The sequence below is a fragment of the Ralstonia sp. Ralssp110 genome, from assembly GCF_047325135.1.
Classification (GTDB): domain Bacteria; phylum Pseudomonadota; class Gammaproteobacteria; order Burkholderiales; family Burkholderiaceae; genus Ralstonia; species Ralstonia mojiangensis.
In genome coordinates this window covers 2886757-2904963 of record NZ_CP168610.1, presented here as the reverse complement: position 1 = coordinate 2904963, position 18207 = coordinate 2886757, and the positions used below count along the sequence as shown (strand labels likewise).

Below are 18207 nucleotides of genomic sequence, written 5' to 3'. Positions count from 1 at the left end.
AAGACGGCCGCGTCGGCAATGTCATGCCTGTGTCGTGCGCGGTCGTCCAAGCGCACGCGCTGCGATTGGCGTCGACATCATGATCGAGGTGCGTGTTTCACCATACAGGTTGATCCGTTCGATCAACCGCTCCAGATCCGCGACGCTCCTCGCTGCAAGCCGCATCACGTAGGAATCTGCGCCGGTCACATGGTGGCATTCCAATACTTCGGGAATCGTCTCGAGCAGCTTGAGGAACTTGGCCTTCGCGGGTTGCGCAACGGTGATACCAATTAGCGCGCTGACCGGGTAGCCCGCGGCAACGGGATTCACACGCGCCACGTAGCCTTCAATCACGCCGGCGTCTTCCAGACGCTTCACGCGCTCCGTGACGGTCGGCACCGACAGCTTCACGTGTCTCGCAAGCTCTGTATACGTCATGCGGCCGTTGTGCTGCAGCAGATCTAGCAGCTTCCAGTCCAGATCGTCCATTGTGGTTGCAATTTTTAAGGGGAATGGGCGATTTTGCCTTAAAAACATGATTCCGCCAGGATGCCGCGGTGCCTACGATGAGACCTACACAACAAACCACTGTGGGAGGGCGTGCAAGTGCTGTTCATCAAGGCCACCATGATCGGGTTCTGTATTGCCGCGCCGGTCGGCCCGATCGGTATGCTGTGCATCCAGCGCAGCCTGAACCGTGGGTTCCGCTCGGGACTGGCGACGGGCCTCGGCGCCGCGTGCGCAGATGCCCTGTACGGACTGCTTGGTGCGCTCGGTGTCGCCGGCATCGTTGCTGCGCTCCCTGCGCTGACGCTGGTGCTCAAAATAGCAGGCGGTGCGTTTCTCGTATGGCTGGCGTGGTCGACCGCGCGCGCATCCTCCACCGGGCTTGCTGCGACGGATGCCGCAGGTGATACGCAGGCCGTCGCCAATGCGCGCGAATTCCTGACGACATTCGTACTGACCCTGTCGAACCCGCTGACGATCCTATCGTTCGTGGCGATCTTCGCAGCGCTCGGGCCGTCGGCCGAGGCACATGCGTCGGCCGAAGGTGCGGGATGGCTCACCGTTGCGCAGATGGTCGTCGGCGTCTTCGCCGGCTCGGCTGCATGGTGGCTTTGCCTGAGTGGCGCGACCGCGGCGCTGCGCGTGAGGATGCCAGCGTCATTCATCCCCGGCATCACGCGGCTGTCCGCGCTCGCCATCGCGGGGTTCGGCGCCGTGCAGGTCATCGCGGGACTGCGCAGCGTTGTCCAGGTGGTGTAAGCCCCAGTCAAGCCATCGGCCATCGCGCAGGCGCACGTCATACCGGTCGCCTCGGCCAAGGCCAGGCGATTCTTGATCGAGACCTGGGGTGATCTGTACACTTGCCCGGCACTGTCAGCGGCGCCGACGACGTCGATAGCGGACGCAGCTAAAAGCACACTCGGGCGAGAGGCCACCATGAACACCCCGTCGTCTTCCTCCGAGCGTGCCGGACGCGCGCGTCGGGGCCGAAAAGTCTGGTCCGGCACCCAGCACGTCATTGCCTACGGCATGCCGCCGCTAGGCTGGCGTGACCTCTATCACCACGCGCTTGAAGTCAACTGGCCGACCTTCTTCGCGCTGCTGGCCACGCTGTTCCTGGCGCTCAATGCGGTATTCGCGGGGTTGTATTCGTTGGGTGACGGCGCGATTGCGAACCAGTCGCCGCCCGGCTTCGTGGGGGCATTCTTCTTCAGCGTCGAGACCCTGGCCACGGTCGGTTACGGCGACATGCACCCGCAAACGCTCTACGCCCACGTCATCGCCACACTGGAGATCTTCATCGGCATGTCGGGCATTGCCATGGCGACGGGGCTGGTATTTGCGCGCTTCTCGCGCCCGCGCGCCAAGATCATGTTTGCGCGCAATGTTGTCGTGCGGCCGCTCAACGGCAGATCCACGCTGATGCTGCGGGCGGCCAATGCGCGCCAGAATGTCATCGCAGAGGCCACCGCCCGGCTGCGCCTGATGCAGGACGAGGTTTCGCCCGAGGGCTACTCGATCTACAAGATTCACGACCTGAAGCTTGAGCGCAGCGAGCATCCGATCTTCCTGCTGGGCTGGGTGATGATGCACGTGATCGACGAAGCCAGCCCGCTGCATGGCGCCACAGCAGAATCGCTCGCGGCGGGTGATGCCTTGCTTCTGCTCACCATCGAGGGCGCCGACGAAACCGCCGCGCAAACCGTGCAGGCGCGCTATTCCTGGCGGCATGACGAGATCCGCTGGAACTATCGCTATGCCGACCTGATCCGCGACGAGGGCGGCGTCACGTCAGTCGACTACGACAACTTCCACCTGATCCATCCGATCGAGACGCCGCCGCAGGCACAATGACCGGCTTGTCCGATTCCAACGCGCAACCTCCGTGGCCCTGAACCTCGTCTGGCTCGCCTTCTTCCTCGTTGCCTTCGTTACCGCATGCGTGCAGGTCGTGCAGGGCGACATGGAGGTTTTCTCCCGCATGCTGACCGGCATGTTCGATGCCGCGCGCACCGGCTTCGAAATTGCGATCGGCCTGACCGGCATGATGGCGTTGTGGCTGGGCATCATGCGCGTGGGCGAGCGCGCTGGCGTGGTCGATCTGTTCGCGCGGCTCGTGAACCCGCTGATGCGGTACCTGTTTCCTTCCGTGCCGGCCGGCCACCCCGCCAACGGCGCGATGATGATGAACGTGTCGGCCAACGTGCTCGGCCTGGACAACGCCGCCACGCCGCTCGGCCTGCAGGCCATGCGCGAGTTGCAGCAGATCAACCCCCAGCCGCAGCGCGCCAGCGATGCGCAGTTGATGTTCGTGGTGCTCAACACGGCGGGGGTGACGCTGGTGCCGACGTCCGTCATCGCCATCCGGCAGGCCATGGCAGTCAAGCAGGGCCTGGTCGGTTTCAACGCGGCAGACATCTTTCTGCCGACCTTGCTGTCCACGTTCATCGGCTTCTGCGCGGGCATTGCGGCGGTGGCGTGGTATCAGCGCATCAACCTGTTCAAACCAGCCCTGCTGGCGTATTTCGGGGGCTTCGTCGCGCTAATGGGGCTGCTGTTTGCCTGGCTGCGCCAGTTTCCGCCGCAGCAGATGGCGGCCTGGATCGGCCTGATCGGCGCGGGCGCCATCCTCACCATCGTGGTGGCGTTCCTGGTATGCGGGGCAATTCGTCGCATCAACGTTTACGAAACGTTTGTCGATGGCGCCAAGGACGGCTTCCAGGTGGCGATCGGCATCGTCCCGTATCTGGTGGCGGTGCTGGTGGGCATCGCCGTGTTTCGTGCGGCGGGTTGCATGGATTTTCTGATGCAAGGGCTTTCTGCGCTGTTCGCGCACCTGGGCATCGACACGCGGTTTGTGCCCGCGCTGCCCGTGGGGCTGATGAAGACGCTGTCCGGTGCCGGTGCGCGCGGCCTGATGGTTGACGTGATGACCACTTACGGCGTCGATTCCTTCCAGGGCAAGCTGGCCGCCATCATCCAGGGCTCGACCGAGACCACGTTCTACGTGCTGGCCGTGTACTTCGGCAGCGTCGGCATCAAGGACACCCGTTACGCACTGGTCTGCGGGCTGTGGGCCGACTTGGTCGGTCTGATCGGCGCCGTGCTTGTCGCCTATCTGTTCTTCGCCTGAGCGGCTAGGGCGGCCCCCAAGCGACGCCGCGGCCGCTCGCCCTCTACAATCGATTGCATGGAACAGTGGATTGACACGCTTTTTGCCACGCTCGCCCTGCCAAAGGTCGGGCTACCTGCCATCTTCGTCGTCAGTTTCGTCTCGGCGACCCTCTTGCCGCTGGGCTCCGAACCGGCGGTTTTTGCGTACATCAAGCTCAATCCGGACATGTTCTGGCCGGCCATCGTAGTGGCCACGCTCGGCAACACGCTGGGCGGCGTGGTCGACTGGTGGATGGGCTACGCGGCCAAGCTGGCGCTGGTGCGCTACCACCTTGCGCGCCGCCGCCGTGAGCACAACGCCGAGCACGCCCAGCACGTGCCGCATCCCAAGCGCCACCGTGAGCCCCCGCTCGACAAAAAATACTTCCGCTGGATGCGCCGCATCGGGCCGATGTCGCTGCTGGTGTCGTGGCTGCCAGGCATCGGCGACCCGCTCTGCACGCTGGCCGGCTGGCTGCGCCTGAAGTTCTGGCCCAGCGTCATGTACATGGCGATCGGCAAATTCCTACGCTATCTGGCCATGACTGCGGCCCTGATGACGCTGCCCGACGGCTTCTGGCACGGCATCCTGGGCTGGATCAAGAGCGTGATGATGTGACGTTTGCGTGGTTCTTGCATCACTTGGGCCGTCTTGTGCTTTTCGCAAGCTATTGAAAACGCGACGGTTTTGCCGCCCATATCACTGGCAGGGATACCGTTGCTGCGACGCATCAACGACGCGCGTTGCAGTACAATCGCCCTTTAAAGACCGCGCGGCTTGGGTCCTCTTTGCCGCGCCCTCCCTCCCCAGCGGCACGCCATGAATGCCCCACTTCTGATCGACGCCAAACTCACGGCGCAGGACGCTGCGCCCCGGCTGCGCGAGATTCCCTACAACTACACCTCGTTCTCGGATCGGGAAATCGTCATCCGTTTGCTGGGCGAGTCTGCGTGGCAGATCCTGGACGAACTGCGCGCCGAGCGTCGCACCGGCCGATCGGCACGCATGCTGTACGAAGTGCTGGGCGACGTCTGGGTGGTGCGCCGCAACCCGTATCTGCAGGACGACCTGCTCGACAACCCGAAGCGCCGGCAGATGCTGATCGACGCACTCAATCACCGCTTGGCGGAGATCGAGAAGCGCCGCGTGGCCGATCACGATTCGCACCACGACCCGGTGGGCGACGAGCGCGCCAGCAAGGTCGAGCAACTGGTTGTGCACGCCCGCCGCGCCGTCAAGGCGTTCCAGGAAGAATTCGCCCAGGTGTATGACCTGCGCCGCCGCGCCCAGAAAGTGCTCGGCCGCGTCACCGCCAAGGACAACATCAAGTTCGACGGCCTGTCGCGCGTGTCGCACGTGACCGACGCCACCGACTGGCGGGTCGAATATCCGTTCGTCGTGCTCACGCCCGATACGGAAGAAGAGATTGCCGGCATCGTCAAGGGCTGCTTCGAGCTGGGTCTGACCATCATCCCGCGCGGAGGCGGCACCGGCTACACCGGCGGCGCCGTGCCGCTCACGCCGTTCTCGGCCGTCATCAATACGGAAAAGCTGGAGCGTCTGGATGCGGTCGAGATGACCGACCTCCCTGGCGTTGACCATCCCGTGGCGACCATCTATTCGGGCGCCGGCGTGGTGACGCGCCGCGTGGCGGATGCGGCGGAGAAGGCCGGCCTCGTTTTCGCCGTGGATCCGACTTCGATCGACGCGTCGTGCATTGGCGGCAACGTTGCCATGAACGCGGGCGGCAAGAAGGCTGTGCTGTGGGGCACCGCGCTGGACAACCTCGCCTGGTGGCGCATGGTTGACCCGGACGGCAACTGGCTGGAAGTCCAGCGCCTCAATCACAACCTCGGCAAGATCCACGATGCGCCGGTCGTCACCTTCGAGCTGAAGTGGTTCGACGGCAACGCGCCGGTCGGTGCCAAGCTGCTGCGCACCGAGACGCTGACCATCGAAGGCCGCAAGTTCCGCAAGGAAGGGCTCGGCAAGGACGTCACCGACAAGTTCCTCGCCGGCCTGCCCGGCGTGCAGAAGGAAGGCTGCGACGGCATCATCACGAGCGCGCGCTGGATTCTGCACCGCATGCCCAAGTCGATTCGCACGGTGTGCCTGGAGTTCTTCGGCCAGGCGCGTGACGCGATCCCGAGCATCGTCGAGATCAAGGATTACCTCGACGCCGAGACCAAGAAGCCCGGCGGCGCGATCCTCGCGGGTCTGGAGCACCTGGACGAGCGCTATCTGCGCGCGGTCGGCTACGCCACCAAGAGCAAGCGCAACGCGTTTCCGAAGATGGTGCTGATCGGTGACATCGTCGGCGACGACGATGATGCCGTGGCGCGCGCCACGTCGGAGGTGATCCGCCTGGCCAACGGCAAGAGCGGCGAAGGTTTCGTGGCCGTGAGCCCCGAGGCACGCAAGAAATTCTGGCTGGACCGCTCGCGTACGGCGGCGATTGCGAAGCACACCAACGCCTTCAAGATCAACGAAGACGTGGTGATTCCGCTTAATCGCATGGGCGAGTACACCGACGGGATCGAGCGCATCAACATCGAGCTGTCGATCAAGAGCAAGCTCAAGCTGACCGACGCGCTGCTCGATTTCTTTGCTGGCAGCAACCTGCCGCTAGGCCGCACCGACGACGCCAACGAGATCCCCAGCGCAGAACTGCTGGAAGACCGCGTGCAACAGGCGCAGCAACTGCTGCGTGCCACGCGTGCGCGTTGGCAATATCTGCTGGACCATCTCGACACGCCGGTCACCACGGCGCGCGCCAGCCTCATTGGCCTCGGCCTGGGTTACCTCGCGCAGATCATCGATGACCGTCTGGTGAATCAGCCCGAGGCGAACCTGTTCCACCTGCTGCAGGATCGTACGATCCGCGTGTCGTGGAAAGCGGAGATTCGCGCCGAGCTGCGCAAGATCTTCAACGGCGGCGAGTTCAAGCCGATCCTTGACGAGGCCCAGGCGATCCACAAGAAAGTGCTGCGCGGCCGCGTGTTCGTGGCGCTGCACATGCACGCCGGTGACGGCAACGTGCACACCAACATCCCCGTCAACTCGGATGACTACGACATGCTGCAGGACGCCCACAAGGCGGTGGCCCGCATCATGACGCTGGCGCGTTCGCTGGACGGCGTGATCTCCGGCGAGCACGGGATCGGCATTACCAAGCTGGAATTCCTGACCGACGAAGAAATCGCCGACTTTGCTGCCTACAAGCGCCGTGTCGACCCGAATGGGCGCTTCAACAAGGGCAAGCTGCTGCGCGACATCAACGACCCGCAAGGTCTGGCTGCTGATCTGCGCAACGCCTATACGCCGTCGTTCGGCCTAATGGGGCACGAGTCGATCATCATGCAGCAGAGCGACATCGGCGCCATCTCGGAGTCGATCAAGGACTGCCTGCGCTGCGGCAAGTGCAAGCCGGTGTGCGCCACGCACGTGCCGCGCGCCAACTTGCTGTACAGCCCGCGCAACAAGATCCTCGCCACATCGCTGCTCATCGAGGCCTTCCTGTACGAAGAACAGACGCGCCGCGGCGTGTCGGTCAAGCACTGGGAAGAGTTTGCCGACGTGGGCGACCACTGCACGGTGTGCCACAAGTGCGTGACGCCGTGCCCGGTCAAGATCGACTTCGGCGATGTGTCGATGAACATGCGCAACCTGCTGCGCAAGATGGGGCAGAAGAAGTTCAATCCCGGCACCGCAGCAGCGATGTTCTATTTGAACGCGACCAACCCCGAGACGATCAACTTCACGCGCAAGGTGATGTTTGACTGGGGCTACAAGGCGCAGCGTCTGGGCAACGACATCCTGAAGAAGTTCGCCAAGAAGCAGACCGCTCGTCCGCCCGCCACGGTGGGCAAGCCGCCGGTGCGCGAGCAGGTGATTCACTTCATCAACAAGAAGATGCCGGGCAACCTGCCCAAGAAGACCGCGCGCGCGTTGCTGGATATCGAGGACAACGAGATCGTCCCGATCATCCGCAACCCCAAGGCGACCACGCCGGATAGCGAGGCGGTTTTCTACTTCCCGGGCTGCGGCTCGGAGCGCTTGTTCTCGCAGGTGGGCTTGGCCACGCAGGCAATGCTGTGGCACGCCGGCGTGCAAACGGTGCTGCCGCCGGGCTACCTGTGCTGCGGTTATCCGCAGCGCGGCACCGGTCAGTTCGACAAGGCCGAGAAGATCGTCACCGACAACCGCGTGCTGTTCCATCGCGTGGCCAACACGCTCAACTACCTCGACATCAAGACGGTGGTGGTGAGCTGCGGCACTTGCTACGACCAGCTGGCCGGGTATGAATTCGACAAGATATTCCCGGGCTGCCGGATCATCGACATTCACGAATACCTGCTGGAGAAGGGCGTGAAGATCGACGGTGTGCAGGGCACGCGGTACATGTACCACGACCCCTGCCACACCCCGATCAAGACCATGGACCCCACCAAGCTGGTCAACCAGCTGATGGGCGGCAACATCGGTGCCGATGGCCAGACCCGCGCGATCGAGAAGAACGATCGCTGCTGCGGTGAGTCGGGCACGCTGGCGATTTCGCGCCCCGACATTTCCACGCAGGTCCGCTTCCGCAAGGAAGAGGAGATGCAGAAGGGCGCGGACAAGCTGCGCAGTCTCGGCCAGACCAGCGGCCAGAGCGGCGAGGCATTCAACGGCGACGTAAAGATCCTCACGAGCTGCCCGGCATGTCTGCAGGGCCTGTCGCGCTACACCGAGGATGTCTCGGTGCAGGCCGACTACATCGTGGTCGAGATGGCGCGTCACGTGCTCGGCGAAACCTGGCTGCAGGACTACGTTGCCCAGGCCAACGCCGGCGGCATCGAACGAGTGCTGGTTTGACGATGAGCGAGCGGACGCCCGGCTGCGCGCTGTGCGAGGCGGACGGCGGTGAGCCCGTCTGGCGTAATGCCAAGGCGCGCGTGGTGCTGGTCGAGCACGCGCGCTTTCCGGGCTTCTGCCGCGTTATCTGGAACGACCACGTGGCCGAGCAGACCGATTTGTCCGATGCCGATCGGTACTGGCTGATGGAAGTCGTCGCCCGCATTGAGCGTGTGCTGCGCGCCGAACTGGCGCCGGACAAGATCAACCTCGCCAGCTTCGGCAATTTCGTGCCGCATCTGCATTGGCACGTCATCCCGCGCTATCGGTGGGATACGCATTTTCCAGAAGCCGTGTGGGGCCCCGAGCAGCGCTCGCCCGATACCGCGCGCATGGCCGAGATCACGGCCAAGTTGCCGGCACTGTCGTACGCGCTGCAGGCGGCGCTGGCTGACGCTTGAGCCCATCGCCCCGTCGCTCCGGGTAACGCTCGGTAACGCATCGCCACGTCGTGCGCGGAACCCCAGTGGCGCGCACGACGTCTGATTCTCTTTCTGTTGCGCCAACGCCCTCGCCATGACGACACCGCGCACCGCCGCCACGCCCGATTCTCACAAGGATTCCATCTCCGAACTGACCGTCCACCATGGGCGGTTGAATCTCTCGGAGACTTGGCAACTGATTCGCCCGTACTGGTTTTCGGAAGATCGCCACAAGGCCTGGGGGCTGCTGGCGCTGGTGATTGGCCTGAACCTGTTCCTGGTGTTCATGAACGTGTTGTTCACCGATTGGAACCGGCTTTTCTACAACGCGCTCGAGCAGAAAAACTACGCCGAGTTTTGGGCGCAGTTGCTGCGTTTCTCATGGATTGCCGCGCTGCTGATCATTGGTTCGATCATGCGGCTGTACTACTCGATGATGTTGCAGATGCGCTGGCGGACGTGGATTACCGGCAGCTTTCTCGACGACTGGCTTGGCAAGCAGGCGTTCTACCGCCTGGAACAGACGCACAGCGCTGACAACCCCGACCAGCGGATTGCCGACGACCTGCGTACCTTCACCGATGCGACGCTCACCTTGGCGCTGGGCTTCCTGAATTCGGCCGTTACGCTGGTGTCGTTCTTCGGCATCCTGTGGGCGGTGTCGGGGCCCCTGGCGTTCAGCCTGGGCGGGCACGACTTTGTGATTCCTGGCTACATGGTGTGGTTTGCGCTGCTGTACTCGATCGTGGGCTCGGTCATCATCCACTTCGTGGGGCGGCCGCTGATCGGGCTGTCGTTCCAGCAGGAACGTTACGAAGCGTACTTCCGCTTCCTGCTCGTGCGCGTGCGCGAAAATAGCGAGAGCATCGCCCTGTACCGCGGCGAGCCCACCGAGAAAGCCATCCTGCGGGGCCGTTTCGAACGCATTCGCACCAACTGGAATCAGTTGATGGATTACACGCGGCGCCTGACCTTCGCCAGTTCCGGCTACGCGCAGTTCGCCATCATCTTCCCGTTTCTGGTGTCGGCGCCGCGCTACTTTGGCGGCACGCTCACGCTGGGTGGGATGATGCAGGTCGCGACGGCCTTCGGACAGGTGCAGGACGCGATGTCGTGGTTTGTCACGAACTACCGCACGCTGGTGACCTGGAAAGCCTCCACCAACCGTCTGATCGAATTCCAGCGCGCCATCCGTGCAGCCGAGCGTGAAGAAGAGCACCGCGCCGGTGTCCGCGACGTCGAGGTCGAGATCGCAGCCGTACCCGCCATCGAAGCCCGCGCCCTTGCGCTGAACCTCCCAAACCGCAAGCCCGAAGATTTGCTGGTCGAGCCCTTCGACATGACGCTCGCACGCGGTGAGCGTGTGCTTGTCAGCGGTCCGTCCGGTTGCGGCAAAAGCACGCTGGTGCGCGCCGTGGCCGGTATCTGGCCCTATGGCAGCGGCCGCATCGAGGTCCCCGACGATGCCCGCGTGCTGTTTCTGCCGCAGCGCAGCTATCTCCCCTCCGGCACGCTGGCCGATGCGCTGTCGTATCCGGATTTGGCCACTCAATACACCGCAGAGCGTCTGACCCAGGTCCTGACCGCCTGTCGCTTGCCGGCGCTCGCCGGCCTCTTGGACGAGGTGAGCAACTGGAGCCTGCGCCTGTCCCCCGGCGAGCAGCAGCGCCTGGCTTTTGCGCGGGCTTTGCTGCAGCGCCCCGACTACCTCTTCCTCGACGAGGCTACCAGCGCACTCGACGAAGATACCGAGGCGTTCATGTACAGCCTGATGCTCGAATCGATGCCTGATGTGACCATCGTCAGCGTGGCACACCGCAGCACCGTGGCACGATTCCACCATCGCCGCTTGCGCTACATCCCCGAGGGCGATCCGTTGACTGCGGTAAGCTATCGGGTGGTGGAAGAGCCTGCGCACATGGCGCTGGCGGCTTCCTGAAACGCAGTTTTTAGACTCGACTAGACGTTTTCCATGGCCGGACTTTCCGCCGACACCCCGCACCCGACCGGCATCACCGTGCACACGCAATCGCGTGTGCTGGAGATCGCCTTTGCCGATGGCAAGCAGTTCAGCCTGCCGTTCGAATACTTGCGCGTGCTGTCGCCGTCGGCCGAAGTGCAGGGGCATGGACCTGGTCAGGAGGTTCTGCAGACCGGCAAGCGCGAGGTGGGCATCGTCGGCGTCGAGCCAGTGGGCAACTACGCGATCCGGCCGCTGTTCTCCGACGGCCACGATTCCGGCATCTTCGATTGGGCCTACCTGTACCGCCTCGGCGTTGAGCAAGCCACGCTCTGGCAGGCGTATCTCGATCGTCTGGCCGCAGCCGGCGTCGACCGTGACGCCCCGATGGCAGAGAACGCCGGCCACGCCTGCGGCCACAGCCACTGATTCCCGATTCACTTTGCGGCGCCTGTGCGCTGCATCCGTATCCCTTTCTGTCATGAGCCAAACCCACTTCGGATTCCAGCAGGTCGATGAGCAGGAGAAGGCCGGCAAGGTCGCCGGTGTGTTCCATTCCGTCGCCAGCAAGTACGACGTGATGAACGACCTGATGTCCGGCGGCCTGCACCGCGTGTGGAAAATGTTCACCATCGCCCAGGCAGCGGTGCGCCCCGGCTACAAAGTCCTCGACATTGCCGGCGGCACAGGTGATCTGGCCAAGGCCTTTGCGCGCCAAGCCGGCCCCACCGGCGAGGTGTGGCTGACCGACATCAACGAGTCGATGCTGCGCGTCGGCCGGGACCGCCTGCTCGATGCCGGGGTGCTCACCCCCACCACGCTGTGCGACGCCGAGCACATTCCCTTTCCGAATGCTTACTTCGATGTGGTGACAGTGGCATTCGGCTTGCGCAACATGACGCACAAGGATCGCGCGCTCGCAGAAATGCGTCGCGTAGTGAAGCCAGGCGGCAAGGTCATGGTGCTGGAGTTCTCCAAGGTGTGGCAGCCGCTGGAGAAGGCCTACGATGTGTACTCATTCAAGGTGCTGCCGTGGCTGGGAAGCAAAGTGGCGGGCGACCCCGAGAGCTACCGCTACCTGGCCGAGTCCATCCGCATGCACCCGGATCAGGAAACGCTCAAGCAGATGATGGAACAGGCCGGATTGGACTCGGTCGAATACTTCAATCTGACAGCGGGTGTCGTGGCGCTGCACGTTGGCCGTCGCCTCTAAGTGTTTCGGTCATTCCACCAGATGGGCGATGTAGTGCGCTGCGGCGATATGCCACGATCCTTCACATTGAATTTCCGCATTGACGTCTTCATCTAATGGCGTCACTGCCATTGGAGAGAAGACAGCGATGAGTTTGCATTGGGGTGGAAAATTGATGGCGGGCGCGCTGGTCGCGACGCTCGCACTGGGCACGGCGATTGACGCCAACGCCAAACGCATAGGCGGCAGTCGCAGCGTCGGCAAACAGTCGTCCACCGTGACGCAACGCCAACAGACGCCGCCGGCCACAACGCCGTCGCCGACACAGCAGGCCGCACCGGCTGCGCAACCTTCGCCGGTCGCACCGGCTCCGGCCGCGCCGGCGGCAAAGCCTGGACGTAACTGGGGCGGCATGCTGGGCGGCCTGGCAGCCGGTCTAGGTATCGGTTATCTGCTGTCGAAGTTCGGTCTGGGCGCGGGCCTTGCCTCGCTGCTGTCGAACCTGATCCTGATCGCGCTCGTCGCTTTCGTGGTGATGTGGATCATCCGCAAGGTGCGCGGCAGCCGTCCGCAGGGTCCTGCCTACGCCACGGGTGGCCCGTCGCTGGGCGGCGACCGTGAGCCGTACGTGCCGCAACCTGCCGCACCGGCCCCGCAGGCTTCCGCACCGGCAGCCGCATCGGTCAATACCGGCAACACGTCCGGCCTGGGCGCTGGCGCGGCAACCGCTGCGCAGTCATGGAACCTGGGTGGTCCGGCCGCTTCTGGCGCGCAGGCCGTCAACGCTCAACCTGCCGCGGCCGCACCGCAGCAGCCGTGGGGCGTGCCGGCAGATTTTGATACGCAAGCTTTCCTGCGCAACGCGAAGGTCTACTTCATTCGCCTGCAGGCAGCCTGGGATGCCGGCAATCTCAACGACATTCGCGAGTTCACCACGCCGGAGATGTTTGCCGAGATCAAGATGGACCTGGCTGACCGCGGCACGTCGCCCAACAAGACCGACGTGGTCTCGGTCGAAGCGGAAATGCTGGGCATCGAAACGCAGGCCGCCGAGTATCTCGCGAGCGTGCGCTTCTCCGGCATGATCCGCGAAGAAGCCAATGCGCCCGCACAGCCGTTTGCCGAGGTGTGGAACCTGACCAAGCCGACGCAGGGTGCGGGTGGTTGGGTGCTGGCGGGTATCCAGCAGTTGCAGTGATGCTGTAACAACTTGAAGCGCCGCAAAACGGCCGTTTCAGCATTCCCCGTAAAATAGGGCCCGACCGTCTGGTTCGGGCCCTTTTGCTGCCCGCCGCCAGCCCGCTTCTTGCTGCTTCCTTGCTGTTTTTGCGCACCATCACCGCATGTCCTCGACAGCCTCTTCGTCTCCGTTTCCGCTTGTGCTGATGCAGCCGCTGCTGCTCGCACTCAACCATCTGCTGCGCCAGGAGCCCTGGGCGCAGGAGACACTGCGGCCGTTCGCGGGTCGCGTCGCACGCTTTAACTTGGCGCCCATGTCGATGACGTTGCAGGTGGATGCCACCGGCTTGGTGACCGCTCCCGACCCTGGTGTTGAACCGGCCGTGACTGTTGTCGTGCCGCTGGCGGCCGCTGCCAGCGATTACGCAACGGGCGGACAGGCCGCTGTGCTCAAGCACGTGCGTATCGAGGGCGAGGCAGAGTTCGCCAACGTGCTGTCCACGCTGCTGCGCAATCTGCGCTGGGATGCGGCGGAAGACCTCTCGCGCGTGTTTGGCGACGTCATCGCGCAGCGTATGGTGAGCGGCGCGCAGGCCGCCCGCACAGAGGCCACGCGCGTCAGCCGTTCGCTGGCGGAATCTGTGGCGTCGTATCTGACCGATGAGCAACCGACGCTCGTACGCCATGCGCGTCTCGCGCAGTTCGCCGCCGATGTGGCGGCACTGCGTGATGCCGAAGCGCGTCTGACCAAGCGGCTGGAGCGGCTCGAAAAATCCCAACGACCGGCCGTCCGGACCGTCCGTCAGGGTGACTCGGCATGACGCGCTTATTCCGACTGGGCAAGATCGTTTTCGTCATCCTCTATTACGGGCTGGATCAGCTCGCGTTGTCGGGCTTCAAGAGCCGCCGCATTCGCGCGCTGGTCTGGCTGCTGACGCTGGGTCGCAAGCCGAAGCTGCCCCGCGGCGAGCGCCTGCGCTTGGCGCTGGAGCAGCTTGGGCCCATCTTCGTGAAGTTCGGGCAGGTGCTGTCGACGCGGCGCGATCTGCTGCCGCCAGATGTGGCCGACGAACTCGCCAAGCTGCAGGATCGCGTGCCGCCGTTCGACCCGAAGGTGGCGGCAGCCATCGTAGAGAAATCGCTCGGCAAGCCGCTGTCGGCGCTGTTCCATCGTTTTGACCATCATCCTGTGGCGAGTGCGTCGATTGCTCAGGTGCATTTCGCCACGCTGCGCGGCGGCCCGGACGACGGCCGCGAGGTGGCAGTCAAGGTTCTGCGCCCGGGCATGCTGCCCGTGATCGACAGCGACCTCGCGCTCATGCGGGACCTCGCTACCTGGATGGAAAAACTGTGGGCCGACGCCAAGCGCCTGAAGCCGCGCGAGGTGGTCGCCGAGTTCGACAAGTACCTGCACGACGAGCTTGACCTGATGCGCGAGGCGGCCAACGCCAGCCAGTTGCGCCGCAATTTCGCCAAGTCCGACCTGCTGCTGGTGCCCGAGGTTTTCTGGGATTGGTGCACGTCTGAGGTGTTCGTGATGGAGCGCATGCACGGCATGCGGATCTCGCACACCGAAGAACTGCGCGCCGCCGGCGTCGACATGCACAAGCTCGCGCGCGACGGCGTGGAGATTTTCTTCACGCAGGTCTTCCGCGACGGGTTTTTCCATGCCGACATGCACCCCGGCAACATCCTCGTGAGCGTGGCACCCGAGACGCTGGGCCGCTATATCGCGCTGGATTTCGGCATCGTCGGGGCGCTCTCGGAGTTCGATAAGAACTACCTGGCGCAGAACTTCCTGGCATTTTTCCAGCGCGACTACCACCGCGTGGCGGTGCTTCACATCGAGTCTGGCTGGGCGCCGGAAGAGACGCGCGTGGAAGAGCTGGAAGGCGCCATCCGTGCGTGCTGCGAGCCGTATTTCGATCGGCCGCTGGGTGAAATTTCGCTGGGTCTGGTGCTGATGCGGCTGTTCCAGACCTCGCGCCGCTTCAACGTGGAAGTGCAGCCGCAGCTCGTCCTGCTGCAGAAGACCCTGTTGAACGTGGAAGGCCTTGGCCGCCAGCTCGATCCGGATCTGGACCTGTGGAAGACGGCCAAGCCATTCCTCGAACGCTGGATGCACGAGCAGATCGGCTGGCGCGGCTTTATCGAACGCCTGAAGGTCGAGGCACCGCAATGGGCCAACAAGCTGCCGGACTTCCCGCGCCTGGTGTACCAGATTCTGGATCGCCGCTCCCGCGAGGACGGCAACGCGCAGACCGCGGCGCTCACTGCGCTGCTTGCCGAGCAAAAGCGCACGAACCGGCTGTTGTCTGCCGCGCTGTTGTTCGTCGGTGGTTTCGCGGTCGGCATCGTCGCGACGCATGTTCTGGCCTGGATGGCCCACTACTGATCCGTTTTCACCCTCCGACTGTCATGGCCCAACCGCCCGTCTTCCAATCCCGTGACGCCGCCGATCCCGCCTTTTGGGACGAGCGCTTTAGCCGCGAGCACACGCCCTGGGATGCCGCCGGTGTGCCCGCGGCGTTCCGGCAATTCTGCGAAGCGCAGCCTGCGCCGCTTCCCACGCTGATTCCCGGTTGCGGCAACGCCTACGAAGCCGGCTGGCTGGCGGACCGCGGTTGGCCGGTCACGGCCATCGACTTCGCGCCCAGTGCCGTGGCGTCGGCCAAGACCCTGCTGGGCCCGCATGCCGATGTGGTGCAGTTGGCGGATTTCTTTCGTTTTTCGCCGCCGCATCCGGTGCAATGGATCTACGAACGCGCATTTCTGTGTGCGATGCCGCGTCGTCTGTGGCCCGACTACGCCGTGCAGGTGGCGAAACTGCTTTCGCCAGGCGGGTTGCTGGCTGGCTTCTTTGCCGTGGTGGAAGGCAGGGAGGCGGTCCCCAAAGGGCCGCCGTTCGAGACCACGCAAACCGAGCTGGATGGGCTGCTGTCGCCCGCGTTTGAGCGCATCAGCGATATGCCCATCGCCGAAGCCGATTCGATTCCGGTGTTCGCCGGGCGCGAGCGTTGGCAAGTCTGGCGCCGCCGCGCCGATTGATCCGTTTTCCCGGCCAGTGTTGGCGCGAAGCAACATGGGTCGTCATCAACAAAAAGCCTGCTGGCGCCCGTTGCGGGCCGTCGCCCAGAAATCTGGCAAACGGGGCGGCGTTCGTGGTCGCGCCGATGCCCCGGCGGGCGGTCCCATCGCTATAATCCGGCCACTTTGCCCGGCGCCCCGGGGCCCAAAACCGGGCCACCATGGGGTTTTCCAGCTTCTTTCCGCGCTGCCATGCTGATCTGGTTTGTCATTGTTTACTGGGTGATTTCGGTCGGGATCGGCCTGTGGGCTGCACTGCGGGTGCGCAGTACCGCCGATTTCGCCGTGGCTGGCCGCAGCCTGCCGTTCTACGTCGTGACGGCAACGGTGTTCGCGACCTGGTTCGGTTCCGAGGCGGTGCTCGGGATTCCCGCAGAATTTCTCAAGGACGGCCTGCACGGTGTGGTGGCCGATCCGTTCGGTTCGTCGCTGTGCCTGATCTTGGTGGGTCTGTTCTTCGCCAAGCCGCTGTACCGGATGAATCTGCTCACCATTGGTGACTTCTATCGCAACCGCTTTGGCCGCGCTGCCGAAACGCTGACGACCCTGTGCATCGTCGTGTCGTACCTGGGCTGGGTGGCGGCGCAGATCAAGGCGCTGGGCTTGGTGTTCTACACCGTATCTGACGGCGCGGTTTCGCAAGACCTCGGGATGATGATCGGCGCGGGCAGCGTGCTCGTCTACACGCTGTTCGGCGGCATGTGGTCGGTGGCGGTGACGGACTTCATCCAGATGATCATCATCGTGATCGGCATGCTGTACATCGGCTGGGAGGTGTCGGGTCAGGCCGGTGGCGTGGGCACGGTGGTGGCGCACGCGGCAGCTTCGGGCAAGTTCTCGTTTTGGCCGGCGTTCAACCCGATCGAGGTCATCGGCTTTGTGACAGCGTGGATCACCATGATGCTCGGCTCGATCCCGCAACAGGACGTGTTCCAGCGGGTGACCTCATCGCGCACCGAGCGCATCGCCGGTACGGCATCGGTGCTGGGCGGCGTGCTGTACTTCATGTTTGCGTTCGTGCCGATGTTCCTGGCGTATTCCGCCACGCTCATTGACCCGGGGATGGTCGCAAAGTACATCGATACCGATTCGCAGATGATCTTGCCGAACCTGGTGCTCCAGCATGCGCCGATCTTCGCGCAGGTGATGTTCTTCGGCGCGCTGCTCTCGGCCATCAAGAGCTGCGCGAGCGCGACGCTGCTGGCGCCGTCCGTGACGTTTGCCGAAAACGTGCTGCGCCCGCTGTTGCCGAACATGGACGACAAGCGTTTCCTGCGCGTCATGCAGGCAGTGGTGCTGACATTCACAGTGCTGGTGACGCTGTTTGCGCTGAACTCGCACCTGTCGATCTTCCATATGGTCGAAAGTGCTTACAAGGTAACTTTGGTGGCCGCGTTCGTGCCGCTGGCCTTCGGTCTGTTCTGGAAGCGCGCGACGAAGCAGGGTGGTCTGCTGGCCATCATCCTGGGCCTCGCGGCATGGATCTGGTGCGAAGTGTTCCTGCCCGGTGCGATGCTTCCGCCACAATTGGTTGGCCTCTTGGCAAGCTTCGGTGCGATGGTCCTGGGCTCGCTCGGACCGCAGTGGATCGCGAACCGCGCGCCGACCACCAAGGCGGCCACGCAAGCTTGAGCGTCTCGCTGCAGGCGTGCGCGGTGTGCCACTTTGGCGCGCATCGCCATCGCCCGCCCCGAATCTGCGGTCGGGAATTCCCCTAAAAGGGTTTATAATTCAAGGCTTTGCGCGCCAGCACTTGTATGGCGCGCGGCTGCCCCAATCTTGCGTGAGCCCATGTGCGTATTTCCCGCACCGCGCTCTCGGGATGCGC

Annotated in this window: 15 protein-coding genes; 14 read left to right on the top strand and 1 reads right to left on the bottom strand. The window is 63.9% G+C overall.

Features of this window, described 5'->3' with window-relative positions:
• Window positions 1-21: 21 nt before the first annotated feature.
• Entirely contained in the window at window positions 22-471 is a 450-nt protein-coding gene (locus ACEN9T_RS22530; RefSeq protein WP_092973332.1) for an Lrp/AsnC family transcriptional regulator, read from the bottom strand.
• A gap of 117 nt (window positions 472-588) precedes the next feature.
• Here ACEN9T_RS22530 and ACEN9T_RS22525 point away from each other — a divergent pair, with 117 nt between their 5' ends.
• The 14 genes from ACEN9T_RS22525 to ACEN9T_RS22460 all read left to right on the top strand — a co-directional run bounded on the left by ACEN9T_RS22525 (window position 589) and on the right by ACEN9T_RS22460 (window position 18011).
• Window positions 589-1248, top strand: coding sequence for a LysE family translocator (locus tag ACEN9T_RS22525; protein WP_092973764.1), 660 nt, complete (start codon window positions 589-591; stop codon window positions 1246-1248).
• 177 nt (window positions 1249-1425) lie between these two features.
• The gene (locus ACEN9T_RS22520; protein ID WP_092973330.1) at window positions 1426-2343 is read left to right on the top strand and encodes an ion channel; all 918 of its coding nucleotides are present in this window, start codon (window positions 1426-1428) and stop codon (window positions 2341-2343) included.
• Window positions 2344-2374: 31 nt separating this feature from the next.
• On the top strand, window positions 2375-3622 hold the full coding sequence (locus ACEN9T_RS22515) for a nucleoside recognition domain-containing protein (protein WP_413707105.1): 1248 nt from the start codon (window positions 2375-2377) through the stop codon (window positions 3620-3622).
• Window positions 3623-3679: 57 nt separating this feature from the next.
• The gene (locus tag ACEN9T_RS22510; RefSeq protein ID WP_092973326.1) at window positions 3680-4261 is read left to right on the top strand and encodes a YqaA family protein; all 582 of its coding nucleotides are present in this window, start codon (window positions 3680-3682) and stop codon (window positions 4259-4261) included.
• A gap of 201 nt (window positions 4262-4462) precedes the next feature.
• Window positions 4463-8500, top strand: a complete 4038-nt coding sequence (locus tag ACEN9T_RS22505) for a DUF3683 domain-containing protein (RefSeq protein WP_413707104.1) — start codon at window positions 4463-4465, stop codon at window positions 8498-8500.
• A gap of 2 nt (window positions 8501-8502) precedes the next feature.
• The gene (locus ACEN9T_RS22500) at window positions 8503-8940 is read left to right on the top strand and encodes an HIT family protein (protein WP_413707103.1); all 438 of its coding nucleotides are present in this window, start codon (window positions 8503-8505) and stop codon (window positions 8938-8940) included.
• A 115-nt stretch (window positions 8941-9055) separates the two neighbouring features.
• Window positions 9056-10900 (top strand): ABC transporter ATP-binding protein/permease, encoded by a 1845-nt coding sequence (locus tag ACEN9T_RS22495; RefSeq protein WP_092973320.1) that lies wholly within the window; start codon window positions 9056-9058, stop codon window positions 10898-10900.
• A gap of 33 nt (window positions 10901-10933) precedes the next feature.
• Window positions 10934-11350: a gamma-butyrobetaine hydroxylase-like domain-containing protein gene (locus tag ACEN9T_RS22490; RefSeq protein ID WP_092973318.1), complete on the top strand. Its 417-nt coding sequence runs from the start codon at window positions 10934-10936 to the stop codon at window positions 11348-11350.
• A 52-nt stretch (window positions 11351-11402) separates the two neighbouring features.
• Window positions 11403-12134: a bifunctional demethylmenaquinone methyltransferase/2-methoxy-6-polyprenyl-1,4-benzoquinol methylase UbiE gene (gene ubiE, locus ACEN9T_RS22485; RefSeq protein ID WP_413707102.1), complete on the top strand. Its 732-nt coding sequence runs from the start codon at window positions 11403-11405 to the stop codon at window positions 12132-12134.
• 127 nt (window positions 12135-12261) lie between these two features.
• The gene (locus ACEN9T_RS22480) at window positions 12262-13311 is read left to right on the top strand and encodes a Tim44 domain-containing protein (RefSeq protein ID WP_413707101.1); all 1050 of its coding nucleotides are present in this window, start codon (window positions 12262-12264) and stop codon (window positions 13309-13311) included.
• 145 nt (window positions 13312-13456) lie between these two features.
• Window positions 13457-14113: an SCP2 domain-containing protein gene (locus tag ACEN9T_RS22475; protein WP_092973314.1), complete on the top strand. Its 657-nt coding sequence runs from the start codon at window positions 13457-13459 to the stop codon at window positions 14111-14113.
• A complete protein-coding gene (gene ubiB, locus ACEN9T_RS22470) occupies window positions 14110-15687 on the top strand; it encodes a ubiquinone biosynthesis regulatory protein kinase UbiB (RefSeq protein ID WP_413707100.1) in 1578 nt (525 codons plus the stop codon). Before ACEN9T_RS22475 ends, ubiB begins: the two co-directional genes overlap by 4 nt.
• A 23-nt stretch (window positions 15688-15710) precedes the next feature.
• Window positions 15711-16340: a methyltransferase domain-containing protein gene (locus tag ACEN9T_RS22465; protein ID WP_092973310.1), complete on the top strand. Its 630-nt coding sequence runs from the start codon at window positions 15711-15713 to the stop codon at window positions 16338-16340.
• 231 nt (window positions 16341-16571) lie between these two features.
• Entirely contained in the window at window positions 16572-18011 is a 1440-nt protein-coding gene (locus ACEN9T_RS22460) for a sodium:solute symporter family protein (protein WP_413707099.1), read from the top strand.
• Window positions 18012-18207 lie beyond the last annotated feature (196 nt).